We start from the raw sequence: 14,927 nt of genomic DNA on the forward strand, positions 1-14,927 counted from the left end.
CCGCCCGGGGTGGGCGGGCGGCCGGACCGCTGTCGTCGCTGCGATCCTAGACGGCGGGCGTCTGGTCGCTGGACGGTGCCGCGCTCGACGGCCCGGCGGCGCCCGCAGCCCCCACCGACCCGGTGGCGCTCGCCGGCGCGCCCGCGTCGACCGTCTCCGGAGCGTCGCCGAAGTCCGGTACCTCGAGGCGGACGCCGCCCTGCAGCGCGGACTGGTGGGCGATGATGCCCGGCAGCGTGAACCGGGCGGCGGTCCAGGCGTTCACCGGGGGCAGGGTGCGGTCGACCACGGCACGGACGAAGTCGTCGGCGAGGAACTGGTGGCTGCCCTCGTGGCCGGTCGGCACCCCGTCGTACTCGGACGGCAGGCGCGCGGTGTCGTGCACCGGGGCGTACCCGGAGACGAACGCGTCGCGGAGGGACGGGTCGACGCCGGCGAGACGGGGGTCGTCGAGGGACATCGTCGCCTGGGTGTCGATCTGGTCGCTGATGTCGACCGAGTCCTGCTTGTCCTGCCAGACGCTGACCTTCGCGAGCTGCTCGAAGCTGCCCTCGGTACCGAAGTACCGGAAGCGTGACTCCCGGATGTGCGACGGGTACCCCACGCGGCGCATCTCGTTGATCCGCATCACGCCGCCGTTGTCGAGCTCGAACAGGGCGGTCGCGTTCGAGAAGTCGTTGTCGAACTGGCTGACGTCCTTGTCGAAGACGCCGTCGCCGCGGTCGTCCTTGACCCCGATGCAGCTGACGCTGACCGCGTGGCCGGGGATCGCGCCGAGGACGCCACCGACGGAGTGCGTCGGGTAGAGCATGGGCGGGTAGCTGGCGGTGCGCTTCCAGTCCTCGCCGCCGCTGTACTGGTACGCGGCGTAGAACCCGAGGTCCATGTCGTGGACGTAGTCGCCCTCGGCGTAGAACACCCGGCCGAACGCCCCCTCGGCGACCTTGTTCCGCGCGAACACCGTCGCCGGGTTGTAGTAGCTGGTCTCGCCCATCATGTAGGTGAGCCCGGTCTCGCGGACGGTGTCGATGATGTCGCGGATCTCGTCGACCGAGATCGCCATCGGCACCGCGGAGTACACGTGCTTGCCGGCGCGGAGGGCCTGCACGACGAGCGGCCCGTGGGTCCAGCGCTGCGTGAAGATCGCGACCGCGTCGACGTCGGATGCGAGCGCGGCATCGAAGTCCGCGAAGGTGCCGTCGAGGTGCTGCTCCGCGACGAGGTCGGACGCGCGGTCCTCGACGAGGTCCGTCACGAAGACCCGGTCGACGTCGGGGTGGAGCTTGAACAGCTTGGCGAACTGGGGCGCGAACTGGCCGGCTCCGACCATGGCGATGGAGATCATCGGGGACCTTTCCGAGGTGGTGGGGGTGCATCGCCGGGCAGGTCGCGCCGGTGCGATCCCCGTCAGCATTCCACGATGGTCTACTCGTGACAACCCCCATCTTCCTCTCCCCGATCTGCCTCTTGTCGGCGGCGGTCTCCACGTGTAGATTCCCGGCCACGGACTGCTGCTTCGAGCCAGTCCACCGCAGACGAAGGAGTCGCGATGGTCACCGAGAGCCCCGTGTCGTCATCCCTGACGACCGCCAGCACGAGACGGCAGGGTCGCGTCGCCGACCGAGCCGGTGCCGGCACCACCTCCCCACGCCGCCGCCCACGGAGCGACCTCTGGCTCGCGCTGGTCTTCATCGCGCCTGCCTCGGTCGGTTTCCTGCTGTTCCTGGCGTGGCCGACGGTCCGGGGCATCTACCTGAGCTTCACGACCTACAACCTGCTCACTCCACCGGTCTTCACCGGCCTGCAGAACTACGTCCGACTCGTCCAGGACTCGATCTTCTGGAACTCGATGGCGGTGACCGTCGAGTACGTGCTCCTCAACATCGGCTTCCAGACCGTCCTCGCGCTGTTCATCGCGGTCATGATGCACCGGCTGACGAAGTCCACGTTCGTCCGGGGGATCGTCCTCGCGCCCTACCTCGTGTCGAACGTCGTCGCCGCGCTCATCTGGCTGTGGATCCTCGACACGCAGCTCGGCATCGGCAACGAGGTCCTCTCGGCCATCGGCGTCGGGCGCATCCCGTTCCTGCAGAGCGACGTCTGGGGCATCCCGACCATCGCGTTCATCAACGTCTGGCGGAACGTCGGCTACACGGCGCTGCTCATCTTCGCGGGGCTCCAGGCACTGCCCGAGCAGGTCTACGAAGCGGGCCGCATCGACGGTGCGAGCGAGTGGAAGATGTTCTGGCGCATCACGGTCCCGCTCCTGCGGCCGATCCTCTCGCTCGTCCTCATCATCACCATCATCGGCTCGTTCCAGGTGTTCGACACCGTCGCGGTCACGACCCAGGGCGGGCCGGCGAACGCCACGAACGTCGTGCAGAACTACATCTACAACCTCGCGTTCGGCCGGTTCCAGTTCGGCTACGCGTCCGCCGTCTCGGTGGCCCTCCTCATCGTCCTCAGCGTCATCACGTTCGTCCAGTACCGACTCTCGCGCTCCGGCGAGAGCGACCTGGACTGACGCGGCCGATCCCGTCCGGCCGCCCGCCGAAGCGGCCGCCCCTCACCTCCTGGAAGCGAGTCGAAGATGACCAGCACCCTGCCCCCCGTGGTCGAACCCCAGACCACCCGCGCGATCACCACCCGCGGTGGCCCTCGGCCGCCGCGCCGGAAGCCCTCCGTCGGACGGGTCATCGCCTGGATCGCGATGATCGCCGTCATCGTCGTCACCCTGTTCCCCTTCTACTGGATCCTCCGCACCGCCCTGTCCTCCAACGGGGCGATCTCCGCCGACCCCACGTCGCTCCTGCCCACCGGGTTCAGCCTCGGCGGGTTCGAGCGGGTGTTCGGCCTGCAGAGCACGAAGGAGGCCCTCGCCCAGGGCGGCTCCGGTGCCGCCATCAACTTCTGGCAGTACCTGCTCAACTCCGTGATCACGGCGACGATGATCACCGTCGGCCAGGTGTTCTTCTCCGCCGGCGCCGCCTACGCGTTCGCCCGCCTGCGGTGGCCCGGACGGGACCGCGTGTTCGCGGTGTTCCTGGCCGGCCTCATGGTGCCGACGATCTTCACGCTCCTGCCGAACTTCGCGCTCATCAAGTCGCTCGGGCTCGTCGACACGCTGTTCGGCATCGCGCTCCCGTCGATGCTCATGACCCCGTTCGCGGTGTTCTTCCTGCGGCAGTTCTTCCTCGGCATCTCGCGCGAGGTCGAAGAGGCAGCGCTCATCGACGGCGCCGGCAAGGTCCGGGTGTTCTTCCGCCTCATCCTGCCCATGGCCTCCGCGCCCATCGCCACGCTCGCCGTGCTGACGTACATCACCGCCTGGAACGACTACTTCTGGCCGCTGATGGTCTCGTACACGGACAGCTCGCGGGTGCTCACCGTGGCGCTCGGGGTCTTCAAGTCGCAGTCGCCGCAGTCCGGCACCGACTGGGCGGGGCTGATGGCCGCGACCCTCGTCGCAGCGCTCCCGATGATCGTGCTGTTCGGCCTCTTCGCGAAGCGCATCGTCAACTCCATCGGCTTCTCCGGCATCAAGTAGGGACCAGCTCATGACGAACCCCATCTCCCGCCGCGCCCTCTTCGCCGGGGGCGCCTCCGCCCTGGCCCTCGGTGCGCTCGCCGCCTGCTCCTCACCGAGCACGCCGAACCCGCGGAGCGGCGCGACCGGCACCGTGTCGTACTGGCTCTGGGACGCGAACCAGCTGCCCGCCTACCAGGCCGTCGCGAAGGCCTTCGAGCGCGAGAACCCCGACATCCGCATCAAGATCACCCAGCTCGGGTGGGCGGACTACTGGACGAAGCTCACCGCCGGGTTCATCGCCGGCACCGCGCCCGACGTGTTCACCGACCACCTGTCGAAGTTCCCGCAGTTCGCCGACCTCGACGTCCTTTACGAACTCGACGACCTCGAGGCGACGAGCGCCATCCGCGACGACGACTACCAGTCCGGCCTCGCGCAGCTCTGGAAGGGCAAGGACGGCCACCGCTACGGTTCGCCGAAGGACTGGGACACCGTCGCGATGTTCTACGACAAGAAGGTCATCGCGAAGGCTGGCTACACCGCCGACGACCTCGCGAACCTGTCCTGGAACCCCGACGACGGCGGGTCCTTCGAGCGGGCGATCGCCCACCTCACCATCGACGGCAAGGGGCGCCGCGGCGACGAGCCCGGGTTCGACAAGAACGACGTCGCCGTCTACGGGATGAGCGCGAACGGCAGCGGCGGCGACGGGTTCGGGCAGACGCAGTGGTCGCCGTTCACCGGGTCGATCGACTGGTTCTACACGAACCGGAACCCGTGGGGGAACAAGTTCCGCTACGACGACGCCGGGTTCCAGAAGACGATCTCCTGGTACTTCGGCCTCGCCGACAAGGGGTACATGCCGAAGTACGGGGTGTTCTCGACGACGACCGGCCCCGACGTGCAGCTCGGCTCGAAGAAGGTGGCGCTGTCGTTCAACGGATCCTGGATGATCGGCACCTACCTCGGCCTGCAGGGGATCGACGTCGGCGTCGCCCCGACACCGAAGGGGCCGGTGGGGCACCGCGCCTCGATGTTCAACGGGCTCGGCGACTCGATCACGAAGCAGGCGAAGAACCCCGAGGCGGCCGCCAAGTGGGTCGCGTTCCTCGGCAGTGCCGCGGCGCAGGAGATCGTCGGACGAGCGGGCATCGTGTTCCCGGCCCGTCGATCGGGAACGGACGCGGCGGTGGCGGCCTACGCGAAGCGCGGGCTCGACGTGACGGCGTTCACGGAGCAGGTCGAGGACGGCACGACGTTCCTCTTCCCGGTCACCCGCAACCCTGCCGACGTCCAGGCCCTGGTGCAACCCGCGTTCGACGGCATCTACGCGAACGGCAAGCCGGTGTCGTCGCTCACGGCCGTGAACGAGCAGGTGAACACGCTCCTCGCGCTGACCTGACGCATCCGCTCCACGCAGTCGTCCACGGGCCCGGTGCGGTCCGTGGACGACCGCGTTGACGGATGTTCCACCTTCGAACGAAACTGACGCCGATGACCTCCCTCACCTCACTCGTCTACATGTCCGTCGCCGTCGACGAGCTCACCGACGCCGACCTCGTCGCGATGCTCCGCGAGGCACGACTCCGCAACGAGGCGCTCGGCGTCTCGGGGCTCCTGCTCGCCAAGGGCGGTCGCTTCCTGCAGGTGCTCGAGGGCCCGGAGTGGAGCGTGGAGGACCGGTTCGCAGCCATCGAACGCGACCCCCGGCACACCGAGGTGCAGTCGCTGTCCCGCGAGCAGATCGGTGCCCGTCGCTTCGACGGGTGGGCGATGGCGTTCGGCGCGCCGTCAGACGCCGACGTCCTCGAGGAGCCCGGCTTCAGCGGCTTCCTCCAGCGCCGCGAGGGCCTCCCGTCCTCGCTGTCCGGCACCTCCGCGGACTTCCTGCTGCGCTGGTTCCGTGGTCGCGACCTCGGCGTCGGTGCCGGTGCCGGTACCGGCCGGGAGGAGCGGATCACCCTGGGCAGGCACGCCGCCTGAGTCGCGGGGCCGGCCGGGGCGCGGGGCGCTCCGTCGGGTCACGTCGTCCGCGGTGGGTCCCGTCGCCGTCGCGGAACGACTGCGTCGTTGTCGTGCGACAGCGGTCGCGTCGTTCAGCGGCGGCGCGGCGGGCGACGAGCGCTCCGCGTGTCGGGTGCCGCCGCCGTGCTCAGCGCGCCGCGACGAAGCCGACCTCGAGCAGCAGGTTGGCGTGCGACCGCTGGTCACCGGTGGCGATGACGAGCCCGGTCTCCGGCGCGCGGACCGCGTCGTAGAACGCGAACCGGTCGAGCGTGCCGAGCGGCACGTCCGGCCCGAGGATCCGGCGGTACCCGTCGTGGGCTGCCACCGGGGCGTCCGGCGGCGGGGTCATCACGGTGGCCGCATCGAACGGGACCGCGTCGAGCAGTGTCGTCAGGACCTCGTCGACGTCGAGCAGCCCCGGACGCCAGTTGAGGTGCACGAGCTCCGCGCGCGGGTTCATCGCGGTGGCGAACGGGTAGTTCCCGTCCGCGACGAGCACCTTCGAACCGTGGCCGAGCGACGCGAGCGCGCTCAGGGTCGGTCGGTGCGTCAGGGTGTAGCGCAGCATCATGCCTCCGTGGGGCCGGTGATCGGTGGGCCGACCCGCGCGACGGACCCGCCAGCGACGAGTCGTGGGGCGACGAGGACGTCGACGGGTTCGGACGCGATGGCGGTCGGGTCGGTACGCCGCTGGTCCAGCCGCTCCGCGATACGTTCGGCTGCCCGCACGGCGATCTCGTGCGTCGGCTGCTCGATGACCGTGAGCTTCGGAACGGTCACCTGCGCGAGCTCCCGGCCGTCGAACCCGAGCACCGACAGGTCGCGTCCGAGCGTCAGCCCCGACTCGTTGACGGCGATGACCGCGCCGATCGTCAGTTCGTGGTTGGCGCAGAACACCGCCGTCGGGCGCTCCGGCAGCACGAGCAACTGCTGCATCGCCGCCTGTCCGTTCGCGACCGTGAGCGGGCCGGCGAGCACGGCATCTGGCGCGAGGTCGGCGCCGGCCTGCCGGGCGACCTCTCGGAAGCCGTCGGCCCGACCGCGCATCGTCGAGACGGCCGGGTCGCCCCCGACGACGCCGAGCCGCCGGTGCCCGTGGTCGAGGAGGTGCCGCGCCGCGAGGGCACCAGCGCGGTGGTTGTCGAGGAAGACCCCGTCGACGACGAGGTCTTCCGCGCGCCAGTCGATCTGCACGACGGGGATCTGCTCCGCCGCTCGCGCGAGCGCCTCGACGTCGTGCGGCGACGGCACCGCGATGATGCCGTCGACCATCCGACTCCGGAGGAGGTCGACCGCGCCGGCCTCGGCGTCGGGGCTCGACGAGACGATGACGCTCGTCCCGGACGGCCGCAGTGCGCTCTCGACGCCGGCGATGACCGTCAGGTGGAAGTCGTTGTCGAGCGCCGGGAGCAGCACGCCGATGGTCCCGGATCGTCGGGACCGCAGGCTCCGTGCGAACGCGTTCGGCCGGAACCCGAGGGCCGCCGCGGCGCGCTCGATCGCGCGGGCGTTCTCGTCCCGGACCGCCCCGCCGTTGTAGAACTTCGAGATCGTCGCGAGCGAGAGCCCCGTCTCGCGCTGCAGGTCCTTGTAGGTCGCCGTCACACGCGGCCACCCGCGACCGTGCCGTCCTCGTCCCAGAGGTCGTGCCAGCTCGACGCGCCCTCCCAGAGGAACACCTGCCCCTTGATGAGCCGGGCGCCGCGGTCTACGTCCGCCATCGCCGCGAGTTCGTCCGCGGTGAGCGGGTCGGTCAGTGCCCCCTCGAGGTTGGCGCGGTACTGCTCCGGCTTCACCGCGAACGGGATCGGCACCTGACCCCGGGCGACCGCCCACTTCAGGCAGACGACCGCCGGGTGCACCCCGTGCGCCTCGGCGATCCGGCGGACGGTCGGGTGCTCGACGTCCACCGGGTCGTCGTCGGTGCGGTCACGCTCAGGCCGGGACGGCGACCCGAGCGGGGAGTACCCGACGGGCTGGATGTCGTTCGCGACGCAGAGGTCGAACAACTCCGGCTGCTGGAAGGTGGGGTGCAGCTCCATCTCGTTGAGCGACGGCAGCACGCGGGCGTCGCGGAGCAGCAGCCGGAGCTTCGGCGCGGTCGTGTTCGACGTCCCGAGGTGCCGGACGACCCCCTCGTCGACGAGACCCTCGAGCGCCCGCCACAGCGCGAGGTACGCGTCGTGGTCGTACGGCCGCGCCGACCGGTCCCGGTCCTCCACGGCGGCGTGCGGAGCGTGGTGGTTCGGGAACGGCCAGTGCACGAAGACCGCGTCGAGGTGGTCGAGCCGCAGGTCGGCGAGCGAACGACGGACCGAGGCGACCGCGTCGACGGGGTCGTGTGCGTCGTTCCAGACCTTCGACATCACGAAGAGGTCGTCGCGGGGGACACCGCTGGCCGCGATCGCCGCACCGACCTCGGCCTCGTTGCCGTACACGGACGCGCAGTCGACCAGCCGGTAGCCGGCCTCGAGCCCGCCGCGGACCGCCGCCGCGACCTCGTCCGGACCGTAGCGGTCGGATCCGAACGTGCCGAGGCCGATCAGCGGGATCTGCGCTCCGGTGCGCAGCGTGCGGGTCAGCGTGTCCACGTGGTTTTCTCCCCGTCGGGGCGGAACGTTTCGCTCCGCTCGATGCGGGCAACCCTAGCGCGTCGCTCCCGGAACACGTAACGTTTCGTGCAGCTCGAGGAGGAGACATGACCGCACCGCACGACCTGCCCCGCATCGACCCGGCGACCCTGCCGGAGCCCGTCGACGTGTCCGACAACTCGGAGGCGCTCGCCGCGGTCGCCGCCGTGGTCGCCGCCGGACCGTACGACGCCACGTGGGAGTCGCTGCAGCAGTACGAGCCGCCGCGCTGGTACCAGGACGCGAAGTTCGGCATCTTCCTGCACTGGGGCGTCTACTCCGTGCCCGCGTTCCGGAACGAGTGGTACTCCCGCGACATGTACCGCGAGGGCACTCCCGAGTACGAGCACCACGTCGCGACCTACGGCCCGCAGTCGGAGTTCGGCTACAAGGACTTCATCCCGTCCTTCAGGATGGAGCGGTTCGACCCGCAGGCCTGGGCGACGCTCTTCCGCCGCGCCGGGGCGCAGTTCGTCGTCCCGGTCGCCGAACACCACGACGGCTTCGCGATGTACGACACCGAGCGGTCCCGCTGGAGCGCCGCGCGCATGGGCCCGGAGCGGGACGTGTTCGGCGACCTGCTCCAGGCCGTGGACGACGCCTTCATGGTCCGCGGTGCCTCGTCGCACCGGGCCGAGCACTGGTTCTTCATGAACGGCGGCACCCGGTTCGACTCCGACGTCCTCGACCCGCGCTTCATCGACTTCTACGGCCCCGCCCAGCGCGAGGAGACCGCGCCGCACGAGCGACACCTCGAGGACTGGCTGCTCCGCACCGTCGAGGTCATCGACCGGTACCGGCCGCAGGTGCTCTGGTTCGACTGGTGGATCGAGCAGCCCGCGTTCGAGCCGTGGCTCCGGACCCTCGCCGCGTACTACTACAACCGCGCAGCCGAGTGGGGCCGCGAGGTCGTCATCAACTACAAGTGGAACGCCTTCGCCGAGGGCTCCGCGGTGTACGACATCGAGCGCGGCGCGATGGGCGGCACCCCGACGTTCGTCTGGCAGAACGACACTTCGGTCTCGAAGACCGCGTGGAGCTTCGTCGAGGGGCACGACTACAAGTCCACGGCCGACCTCGTCGCCGAGCTCGTCGACGTCGTCGCGAAGAACGGCGTCCTCCTGCTCAACGTCGGGCCGAAGGCGGACGGCACGATCCCCGAGCCCGAGCAGCGGCTGCTCGAGGAGATCGGTCGCTGGCTCGTCGTCAACGGACAGGCGGTCTACGGCACCCGCCCGTGGGTGATCCCGGGCGAGGGGCCGACCCACGTGCAGGCGGGGTCGTTCGTCGACGGCGACACCCCGGTCTACACGTCGGCCGACGTCCGGTTCACCCGACGCGTCGACGCCACGGGCGAGTACGTGCACGCCGTCCTCCTCGCGCAGCCCGAGGACGGCACCGCGCGCATCCGGTCGTTCGGCAGCTCGGCGAACCTGCTCGGCCGCCCGATCCGGAGCGTCGAGGTGCTCGGCGCCGACGGTGAGGTCGCCTGGACGCAGACCCCGGACGCCCTGGAGGTCACCGTGCCCGCGTCGACGACGCCGCACTCCGGACCGGTGGTCAAGGTACGCCTCGAGGCGGACCACCTTCCCGAACGCACCGACCACCTGCACGGCTGAGCCGCGCCGGCACCGCCGAGAACGTGACCACCCCTCGGACTGGAGGCACGGTGCGGGCCCGACCCGCGCCTCCAGGCCGTCAGACTGGTGGCGTGGAACGCCGCGCACTGATCCTGGAGGCCGCCGCCCGCGAGTTCGAGCGTGTCGGCTACGCCGCCACGACCATCGCGGCCGTCGCCCGTGAGGCGGGCGTGTCCCAGGGCGCGCTGCACTTCCACTTCCCGTCGAAGGTGTCGCTCGCGCTCGGCGTGATCGACGAGCAGAACGTCCGGACGTTCGACGTGGTGAGCCACGTCGACAGCTCGCCCACGGAAGCGCTCGTGGCGGCGTCCCGGGGCATCGCCGGGATGCTGCTCACCGACCCCGTCGTGAGCGCGGGGATCCGACTCTCGCTGGAGCGCGGCGAGTTCGGCGCCGCGACCGCCGCGTTCTACGAGCAGTGGATCGGCGGGATCAGCGACCTCTTCCGGCTCGCGATCGCGGCCGGGGAGCTCCGGACGGACCTCTCCGCAGAGCAGCTCGGCGCGACCGTCGTGCCGATGTTCACGGGCGTGCAGCTCGTGTCGGCCGTCCGCACCGGGCGGCAGGACCTGTTCCCGGCCGTGGCCGCGATGTGGCGGATCGTGCTCGACGGCATCGCCGACCCGAGGCACCGGGACCGGTTGCTCGGCGGCGTCGCCGAGGCCTTCGGCGAGCAGTCCATCGCCCGTTAGGCTCGCCGCGTGGGGGAGACGACGGTACTGCGAGCGGGCGATCCGCGCGTCGCCGAGCTCATCGGGACGGGGTGGCGGATGACCGCACGTTCGTGGGCGGCGCAGCTCGACGCGGACCGTGCTGACCGTGCCGCGCTCCGGCGGTTCGTGGAGCGGGTGGCCCCGATCGTCGTCGGGGAGCTCGGCGACGCTGACCTCCCTGCGGTCCTCGCGCTCGACGCCGCGACCGTCACCGACTACCCGGGCAGTGTGGCGACACAGCACGAGGCACTGACCGAGTCCTCGGCCGCGCTCTCCTCGACCCGCCGCGCATTCGGCGCGTGGTCGCCCTCGGGCGACCTCGTCGGCACCACGTACCTCGATGTCGACGGCGACACGGTCGAGACCGCCTTCACCGTCATCGCCCGGGACCACCGAGGTCGAGGGATCGGGACCGCTGTGAAGGCGGCGTCGGTGCTCGCGCTGCTCGACGAGGACGTCGTCCGCTTCCGGACCGGCGGATCTGCCGACAACCCGGCGATCATCGCCGCTGGCGCCGCCGTCGGCTACCTGCGGGACGAGGAGTGGGTGACACTCGAGTCCGTCGCTCGCTAGGCGTCGTTGAGCTCGCGGGAGCGGAACCACTTCAGCAGCCAGGCGGAACTCGTGCGGTCGAACGCCGGCGGGAAGTCCGTGTCGCCGGTGAGGAACGGACTGAAGCCCTCCTGCTGCTCGACGTCCGCGTCCTCCAGCGAGCGGTAGGCCATGGCCCAGCCGTCGAACCGCCGGTGGTCGACGTCCTCCCGCACGAGTGACTTCACGTCCCCGTGCCGATCGTCCCGCGAGATCGCCGCGAACCGGTCGTCCACGCTCCACGCCGGCCCCTCGAGCAACTGCATGAACCGGCCGCCCTTGGCGACGAGGAGCCCGGAGATACCGAGCGCCGTGTTGCGGATGCGCGCCTCGCGGAGGAGCTCCTGCATGTCGGCGTCGTCGAAGGGGACGTTGGCGCGGCTCATGTAGAGGATGGAGACGAGCACCGTTCCATCCTGGTGCCTCACCGCGTCCCGCCCGGCCGTTGTCCGGATTGCGCAGTCCGGGTCGCCGAGGCGATGCACAGCGTGATGACGAGGAGCGCCGCGGGCACGAGCATGGCCGCCTGCAGCCCGAGGTGCTCGCCGAGGAACCCGAGGAGCGGCGGCCCCGCGAGGAACGCCACGTACCCGGCCGTCGCGACGACGGACACGCGCCGGTCGCCGTCGGTGGGGTGGTCCCCGGCTGCCGAGATCGCGAGCGGGAACCCGAGCGCGATCCCGAGGCCCCACACCGCAGCACCGGTCGCGGTCACCACGGGGGACCCGGCGGTCACGACGAGCAGCACCCCGACGGTGCCGACCGCCGCGCACGCCCGGACGACCGGTGCTCGACCGAACCGCGCGACGAGGGGCGTCCCGGCCGAGCGGCCGACGAGCATCGCGAGCGCGAAGCCGGTGAACACGAGCGACCCGACGACCTCCGGCGCGTCGTGCCCCGAGGTGATTAGGAGCGGCAACCAGTCGGATGCGGCACCCTCGGCGAACGCCATCGCGAGCGTGACCACCCCGATCAGCAGTACCTGCACGGTGAGCACCGACCGGAGTCGAGGGTGCGCCGAGGGCTCGTGAGCGACGGGTTCGTCGCGCGCCACCGGCCGGAGGTTCGTCGCCGCGAAGGCAGCGAGCCCCGCCATCACGGCCGTCGCCAGGATCAGGTGCACCGTGACCGGTGTCCGGATCGAGGTCAGGCCGATCCCCGCCGCGCCACCGACCACGGTGCCGAGGCTGAAGCAGGCGTGCAGGACCGGGACGACCGGGCGTCCGAGCTGCCGTTCCACCGCGGCCGCCTCGACGTTCAGTCCGATCTCGGCCACGCCGGCCCCGAACCCGATGCAGAACAGCCCGGCCCAGACACCCGCGGTGACGTGGGCGGGAGCGAGCAGGGCGACGAGCAGCATCCCGAGGACGGGCAGTGCGCCACCGACGAGCACGAGCGGCCGCGTCCCGGTCCGGCGGACGAGCGCCCCGGCGCCGAGGATGCCGATCATCGACCCGGCCGACAGTCCGAGCAGCACGATGCCCATCGTCTCGATGCTGGCGCCGAGCTCGTCGCGGACGGCCGGGGTGCGGGTGATCCACGACGCGATGCCGACGCCGGTCATCGTGGACGTGGCGAAGAGGGCTGCGCGGTGTCGGGCCCTCATCACCCCATCAGACCGTGCCGAGGGGCAGCGGGTCAAGCACCCGGACCGTGCCGGAGGCAGCGGAACGAGCGCCGCGCCTAGGATCGGGGCATGGCGACCGTCCTCCTCGTCCGGCACGGACGCACCACCGCGAACGCGACCGGCCTGCTCGCCGGGCGCACGGCCGGGGTCCGGCTCGACGACGTCGGACGGCGCCAGGCCCAGCGCACCGCGGAGCGCATCGCCGCGGTGTCCCTCGCCGCCCTCGTCACGAGCCCCCTCGAACGGTGCCGGCAGACCGCACGGGCGATCGCCGACGCGCAGCGCGCCGCGCACGGCCACGTGCCCGACACCCTCGTCGAGCGCGCGATCACCGAGGCCGACTACGGCGAGTGGCAGGGCCGGAAGCTCGCCGACCTCGCGAAGGAACCGCTGTGGCGCACCGTCCAGGCGAACCCGAGCGCGGTCGTGTTCCCCGGCGGGGAGTCGATGCCGACGATGCAGTCACGCGCGGTGACGGCTGTCCGGCGGATCGACGCCGAGGTCGAGCGGCAGCACGGGCCCGGCGCCGTCTGGGTCGCGGTCAGCCACGGCGACATCGTGAAGTCCGTGCTGGCCGACGCTTTCGGCATGCACCTCGACCTCTTCCAGCGGATCGCGGTCGGGCCCGCCTCGGTGTCGATCGTCCGCTACGGGGAGCACCGGCCGGAAGTGGTCGCGACGAACACCGAGTCGGGCGACCTGGCGTGGCTCTCGGTGGCCCCGGCTCCGAGCGGTGACGCGGCCGTCGGCGGGGGAGCCGGCCACGAGACCGCTGCCGGTGCGACGGACGGGCATCCGGGGACCGCCGCTCCCTGAACGAGCGGAGCACGACGCTCCTACAATCCAGGTATGCCCACCATCGTCCACGGCTTCGACTGGCCGGACCGCATCGTCGTCGGCACGATCGGACGACCGGGCGAGCGCGCGTTCTACCTGCAGGCTCGGGACGGCAAGCGCGTCACGAGCGTCGCCCTCGAGAAGGAGCAGTCCGCGGTGCTCGCCGAGAAGGTCGACGAGCTCCTGGACGAGGTCGCGACGGTCGACGACAACCGCTTCAGCGTCCCGGACACCGCGCCGAAGGAACTCTTCGACGGCGACCCCCTCGACCAGCCCGTCGAGCCGGAGTTCCGTGCCGGCGCCCTCAGCCTCGGCTTCGACCCGGCCACCGCCCAGGTCGTCATCGAGGCGTACCCCATCGACGACGAGGTCGAGATCGTCGCCGAGGAGACCGGCGAGGACGGCGAGGTCGAAGCGGTCGTCGAGATCCCCGAGCCCGCTGAGCTGTTCCAGGTGAAGATCCCCGTCGGGACCGCCCGCGCATTCGTCGAGCGGACCCGCGAGGTCGTCGCCGCCGGACGTCCGCCCGGGATGGCATGAGCGAGGTCTCGATCCGGGCGCGGATCCGCGAGGCCTCGAACGCGACCTTCCTCGCCGACCTCGACGGCGAGGCGGTGGTCTACAAGCCGATCGAGGGTGAACGCCCGCTGTGGGACTTCCCGGACGGCACGCTCGCCGGTCGAGAGGTCGCCGCGTACCTCGTGTCCGAGGCGTTCGGCTGGGGCGTCGTCCCACCGACGTGGCTCGGTGACGGGCCGTTCGGCCCCGGCATGGTGCAGCGCTGGCAGGAGATCGACCCGGGGCAGGACGCGGTCGACATCGTCGCGCCCGACGTCGCCGAGGCACCGGACTCGCCGTGGCTGCCCGTCCTCGAGGCGATCGACGAGCACGAGCAACCGGTGACGCTCGTGCACGAGGACTCCGAGCAGCTCCGACGCATGGCGGTGTTCGACGTGGTCGCGAACAACGCCGACCGGAAGGGCGGGCACGTGCTCGCGATGCCGGACGGTCACCGGTACGGCGTCGACCACGGCCTGACCTTCCACGTCGAGCACAAGCTCCGCACGGTGCTCTGGGGCTGGATCGGCGAGCCGCTCACGCCCGACGAGCTCGAGGGCATCGACCGGGTCTCCTGGGCGCTGAGCGGGGACCTCGGTCGCGCGCTGGAGGAGCACCTCACCGCGCAGGAGATCGACACGATCGCGGCCCGGTGCGCGGCGCTCCGCGCGGTCGGGATCTTCCCGCCGCCACCGGGCCACGGCCCGGCCGTGCCCTGGCCGCTGTTCTGAGCCGATCCGGCCCGCCTGCACCGATCCTGCCCGACAGCACCGATCCTGCCCGACCGTGTCGGCC

Annotated in this window: 16 protein-coding genes; 10 read left to right on the forward strand and 6 right to left on the reverse strand. The window is 71.2% G+C overall.

The window, feature by feature from the left end; genetic code table 11:
• Positions 1-46 precede the first annotated feature (46 nt).
• Positions 47-1,345, reverse strand: coding sequence for a Gfo/Idh/MocA family protein (locus ACSW7Y_RS10345; protein ID WP_438126203.1), 1,299 nt, complete (start codon positions 1,343-1,345; stop codon positions 47-49).
• Positions 1,346-1,549: 204 nt separating this feature from the next.
• Here ACSW7Y_RS10345 and ACSW7Y_RS10350 point away from each other — a divergent pair, with 204 nt between their 5' ends.
• The 4 genes from ACSW7Y_RS10350 (at position 1,550) to ACSW7Y_RS10365 (ending at position 5,512) form a co-directional block, all read left to right on the forward strand.
• Positions 1,550-2,524, forward strand: coding sequence for a carbohydrate ABC transporter permease (locus tag ACSW7Y_RS10350; protein WP_438126204.1), 975 nt, complete (start codon positions 1,550-1,552; stop codon positions 2,522-2,524).
• A gap of 66 nt (positions 2,525-2,590) precedes the next feature.
• The gene (locus ACSW7Y_RS10355; protein ID WP_438126205.1) at positions 2,591-3,547 is read left to right on the forward strand and encodes a carbohydrate ABC transporter permease; all 957 of its coding nucleotides are present in this window, start codon (positions 2,591-2,593) and stop codon (positions 3,545-3,547) included.
• 10 nt (positions 3,548-3,557) lie between these two features.
• On the forward strand, positions 3,558-4,931 hold the full coding sequence (locus ACSW7Y_RS10360) for an ABC transporter substrate-binding protein (protein WP_438126206.1): 1,374 nt from the start codon (positions 3,558-3,560) through the stop codon (positions 4,929-4,931).
• Positions 4,932-5,023: 92 nt separating this feature from the next.
• Positions 5,024-5,512, forward strand: a complete 489-nt coding sequence (locus ACSW7Y_RS10365; protein WP_438126207.1) for a BLUF domain-containing protein — start codon at positions 5,024-5,026, stop codon at positions 5,510-5,512.
• A gap of 169 nt (positions 5,513-5,681) precedes the next feature.
• Here ACSW7Y_RS10365 and ACSW7Y_RS10370 read toward each other — a convergent pair whose 3' ends face one another.
• From ACSW7Y_RS10370 to ACSW7Y_RS10380, 3 genes are read right to left on the reverse strand one after another with little or no spacing between them, the layout of a single operon-like run.
• Complete coding sequence (locus tag ACSW7Y_RS10370) at positions 5,682-6,104, reverse strand: RbsD/FucU domain-containing protein (protein WP_438126208.1); 423 nt, start codon at positions 6,102-6,104, stop codon at positions 5,682-5,684.
• A complete protein-coding gene (locus ACSW7Y_RS10375) occupies positions 6,104-7,141 on the reverse strand; it encodes a LacI family DNA-binding transcriptional regulator (RefSeq protein ID WP_438126209.1) in 1,038 nt (345 codons plus the stop codon). Before ACSW7Y_RS10375 ends, ACSW7Y_RS10370 begins: the two co-directional genes overlap by 1 nt.
• Positions 7,138-8,127 carry an aldo/keto reductase gene (locus ACSW7Y_RS10380; RefSeq protein WP_438126210.1) on the reverse strand — a complete coding sequence of 330 codons (990 nt, stop codon included), beginning with the start codon at positions 8,125-8,127 and terminating at the stop codon, positions 7,138-7,140. Before ACSW7Y_RS10380 ends, ACSW7Y_RS10375 begins: the two co-directional genes overlap by 4 nt.
• Before the next feature lie 107 nt (positions 8,128-8,234).
• Here ACSW7Y_RS10380 and ACSW7Y_RS10385 point away from each other — a divergent pair, with 107 nt between their 5' ends.
• The 3 genes from ACSW7Y_RS10385 to ACSW7Y_RS10395 all read left to right on the forward strand — a co-directional run bounded on the left by ACSW7Y_RS10385 (position 8,235) and on the right by ACSW7Y_RS10395 (position 11,092).
• On the forward strand, positions 8,235-9,785 hold the full coding sequence (locus ACSW7Y_RS10385; protein ID WP_438126211.1) for an alpha-L-fucosidase: 1,551 nt from the start codon (positions 8,235-8,237) through the stop codon (positions 9,783-9,785).
• A 92-nt stretch (positions 9,786-9,877) separates the two neighbouring features.
• Positions 9,878-10,498 carry a ScbR family autoregulator-binding transcription factor gene (locus tag ACSW7Y_RS10390; protein ID WP_438126212.1) on the forward strand — a complete coding sequence of 207 codons (621 nt, stop codon included), beginning with the start codon at positions 9,878-9,880 and terminating at the stop codon, positions 10,496-10,498.
• A 9-nt stretch (positions 10,499-10,507) separates the two neighbouring features.
• On the forward strand, positions 10,508-11,092 hold the full coding sequence (locus tag ACSW7Y_RS10395) for an acetyltransferase (RefSeq protein WP_438126213.1): 585 nt from the start codon (positions 10,508-10,510) through the stop codon (positions 11,090-11,092).
• Here the strand turns inward: ACSW7Y_RS10395 and ACSW7Y_RS10400 are convergent.
• Entirely contained in the window at positions 11,089-11,517 is a 429-nt protein-coding gene (locus tag ACSW7Y_RS10400; RefSeq protein WP_438126214.1) for a BLUF domain-containing protein, read from the reverse strand. The genes ACSW7Y_RS10395 and ACSW7Y_RS10400 overlap by 4 nt on opposite strands.
• A gap of 17 nt (positions 11,518-11,534) precedes the next feature.
• A complete protein-coding gene (locus ACSW7Y_RS10405) occupies positions 11,535-12,833 on the reverse strand; it encodes an MFS transporter (RefSeq protein ID WP_438126215.1) in 1,299 nt (432 codons plus the stop codon).
• Between ACSW7Y_RS10405 and ACSW7Y_RS10410 the strand changes: the two genes are divergently transcribed.
• From ACSW7Y_RS10410 to ACSW7Y_RS10420, 3 genes are read left to right on the forward strand one after another with little or no spacing between them, the layout of a single operon-like run.
• On the forward strand, positions 12,807-13,553 hold the full coding sequence (locus ACSW7Y_RS10410; protein WP_438126216.1) for an MSMEG_4193 family putative phosphomutase: 747 nt from the start codon (positions 12,807-12,809) through the stop codon (positions 13,551-13,553). The genes ACSW7Y_RS10405 and ACSW7Y_RS10410 overlap by 27 nt on opposite strands.
• Positions 13,554-13,586: 33 nt before the next feature.
• Positions 13,587-14,114, forward strand: coding sequence for a DUF3090 domain-containing protein (locus ACSW7Y_RS10415; RefSeq protein ID WP_438126217.1), 528 nt, complete (start codon positions 13,587-13,589; stop codon positions 14,112-14,114).
• Complete coding sequence (locus ACSW7Y_RS10420) at positions 14,111-14,863, forward strand: SCO1664 family protein (RefSeq protein WP_438126218.1); 753 nt, start codon at positions 14,111-14,113, stop codon at positions 14,861-14,863. Before ACSW7Y_RS10415 ends, ACSW7Y_RS10420 begins: the two co-directional genes overlap by 4 nt.
• Positions 14,864-14,927: the final 64 nt, after the last annotated feature.

Origin of the sequence: Curtobacterium flaccumfaciens, from assembly GCF_051548005.1 — a bacterium.
In the GTDB taxonomy this organism is placed as follows: domain Bacteria; phylum Actinomycetota; class Actinomycetes; order Actinomycetales; family Microbacteriaceae; genus Curtobacterium.

Coding starts and splice junctions, on each gene's coding strand:
- ACSW7Y_RS10345 (WP_438126203.1), bottom strand. CDS start 1,345: ATGATCTCCATCGCCATGGTCGGAGCCGGCCAGTTCGCGCCCCAGTTC.
- ACSW7Y_RS10350 (WP_438126204.1), top strand. CDS start 1,550: ATGGTCACCGAGAGCCCCGTGTCGTCATCCCTGACGACCGCCAGCACG.
- ACSW7Y_RS10355 (WP_438126205.1), top strand. CDS start 2,591: ATGACCAGCACCCTGCCCCCCGTGGTCGAACCCCAGACCACCCGCGCG.
- ACSW7Y_RS10360 (WP_438126206.1), top strand. CDS start 3,558: ATGACGAACCCCATCTCCCGCCGCGCCCTCTTCGCCGGGGGCGCCTCC.
- ACSW7Y_RS10365 (WP_438126207.1), top strand. CDS start 5,024: ATGACCTCCCTCACCTCACTCGTCTACATGTCCGTCGCCGTCGACGAG.
- ACSW7Y_RS10370 (WP_438126208.1), bottom strand. CDS start 6,104: ATGCTGCGCTACACCCTGACGCACCGACCGACCCTGAGCGCGCTCGCG.
- ACSW7Y_RS10385 (WP_438126211.1), top strand. CDS start 8,235: ATGACCGCACCGCACGACCTGCCCCGCATCGACCCGGCGACCCTGCCG.
- ACSW7Y_RS10410 (WP_438126216.1), top strand. CDS start 12,807: ATGGCGACCGTCCTCCTCGTCCGGCACGGACGCACCACCGCGAACGCG.
- ACSW7Y_RS10415 (WP_438126217.1), top strand. CDS start 13,587: ATGCCCACCATCGTCCACGGCTTCGACTGGCCGGACCGCATCGTCGTC.
- ACSW7Y_RS10420 (WP_438126218.1), top strand. CDS start 14,111: ATGAGCGAGGTCTCGATCCGGGCGCGGATCCGCGAGGCCTCGAACGCG.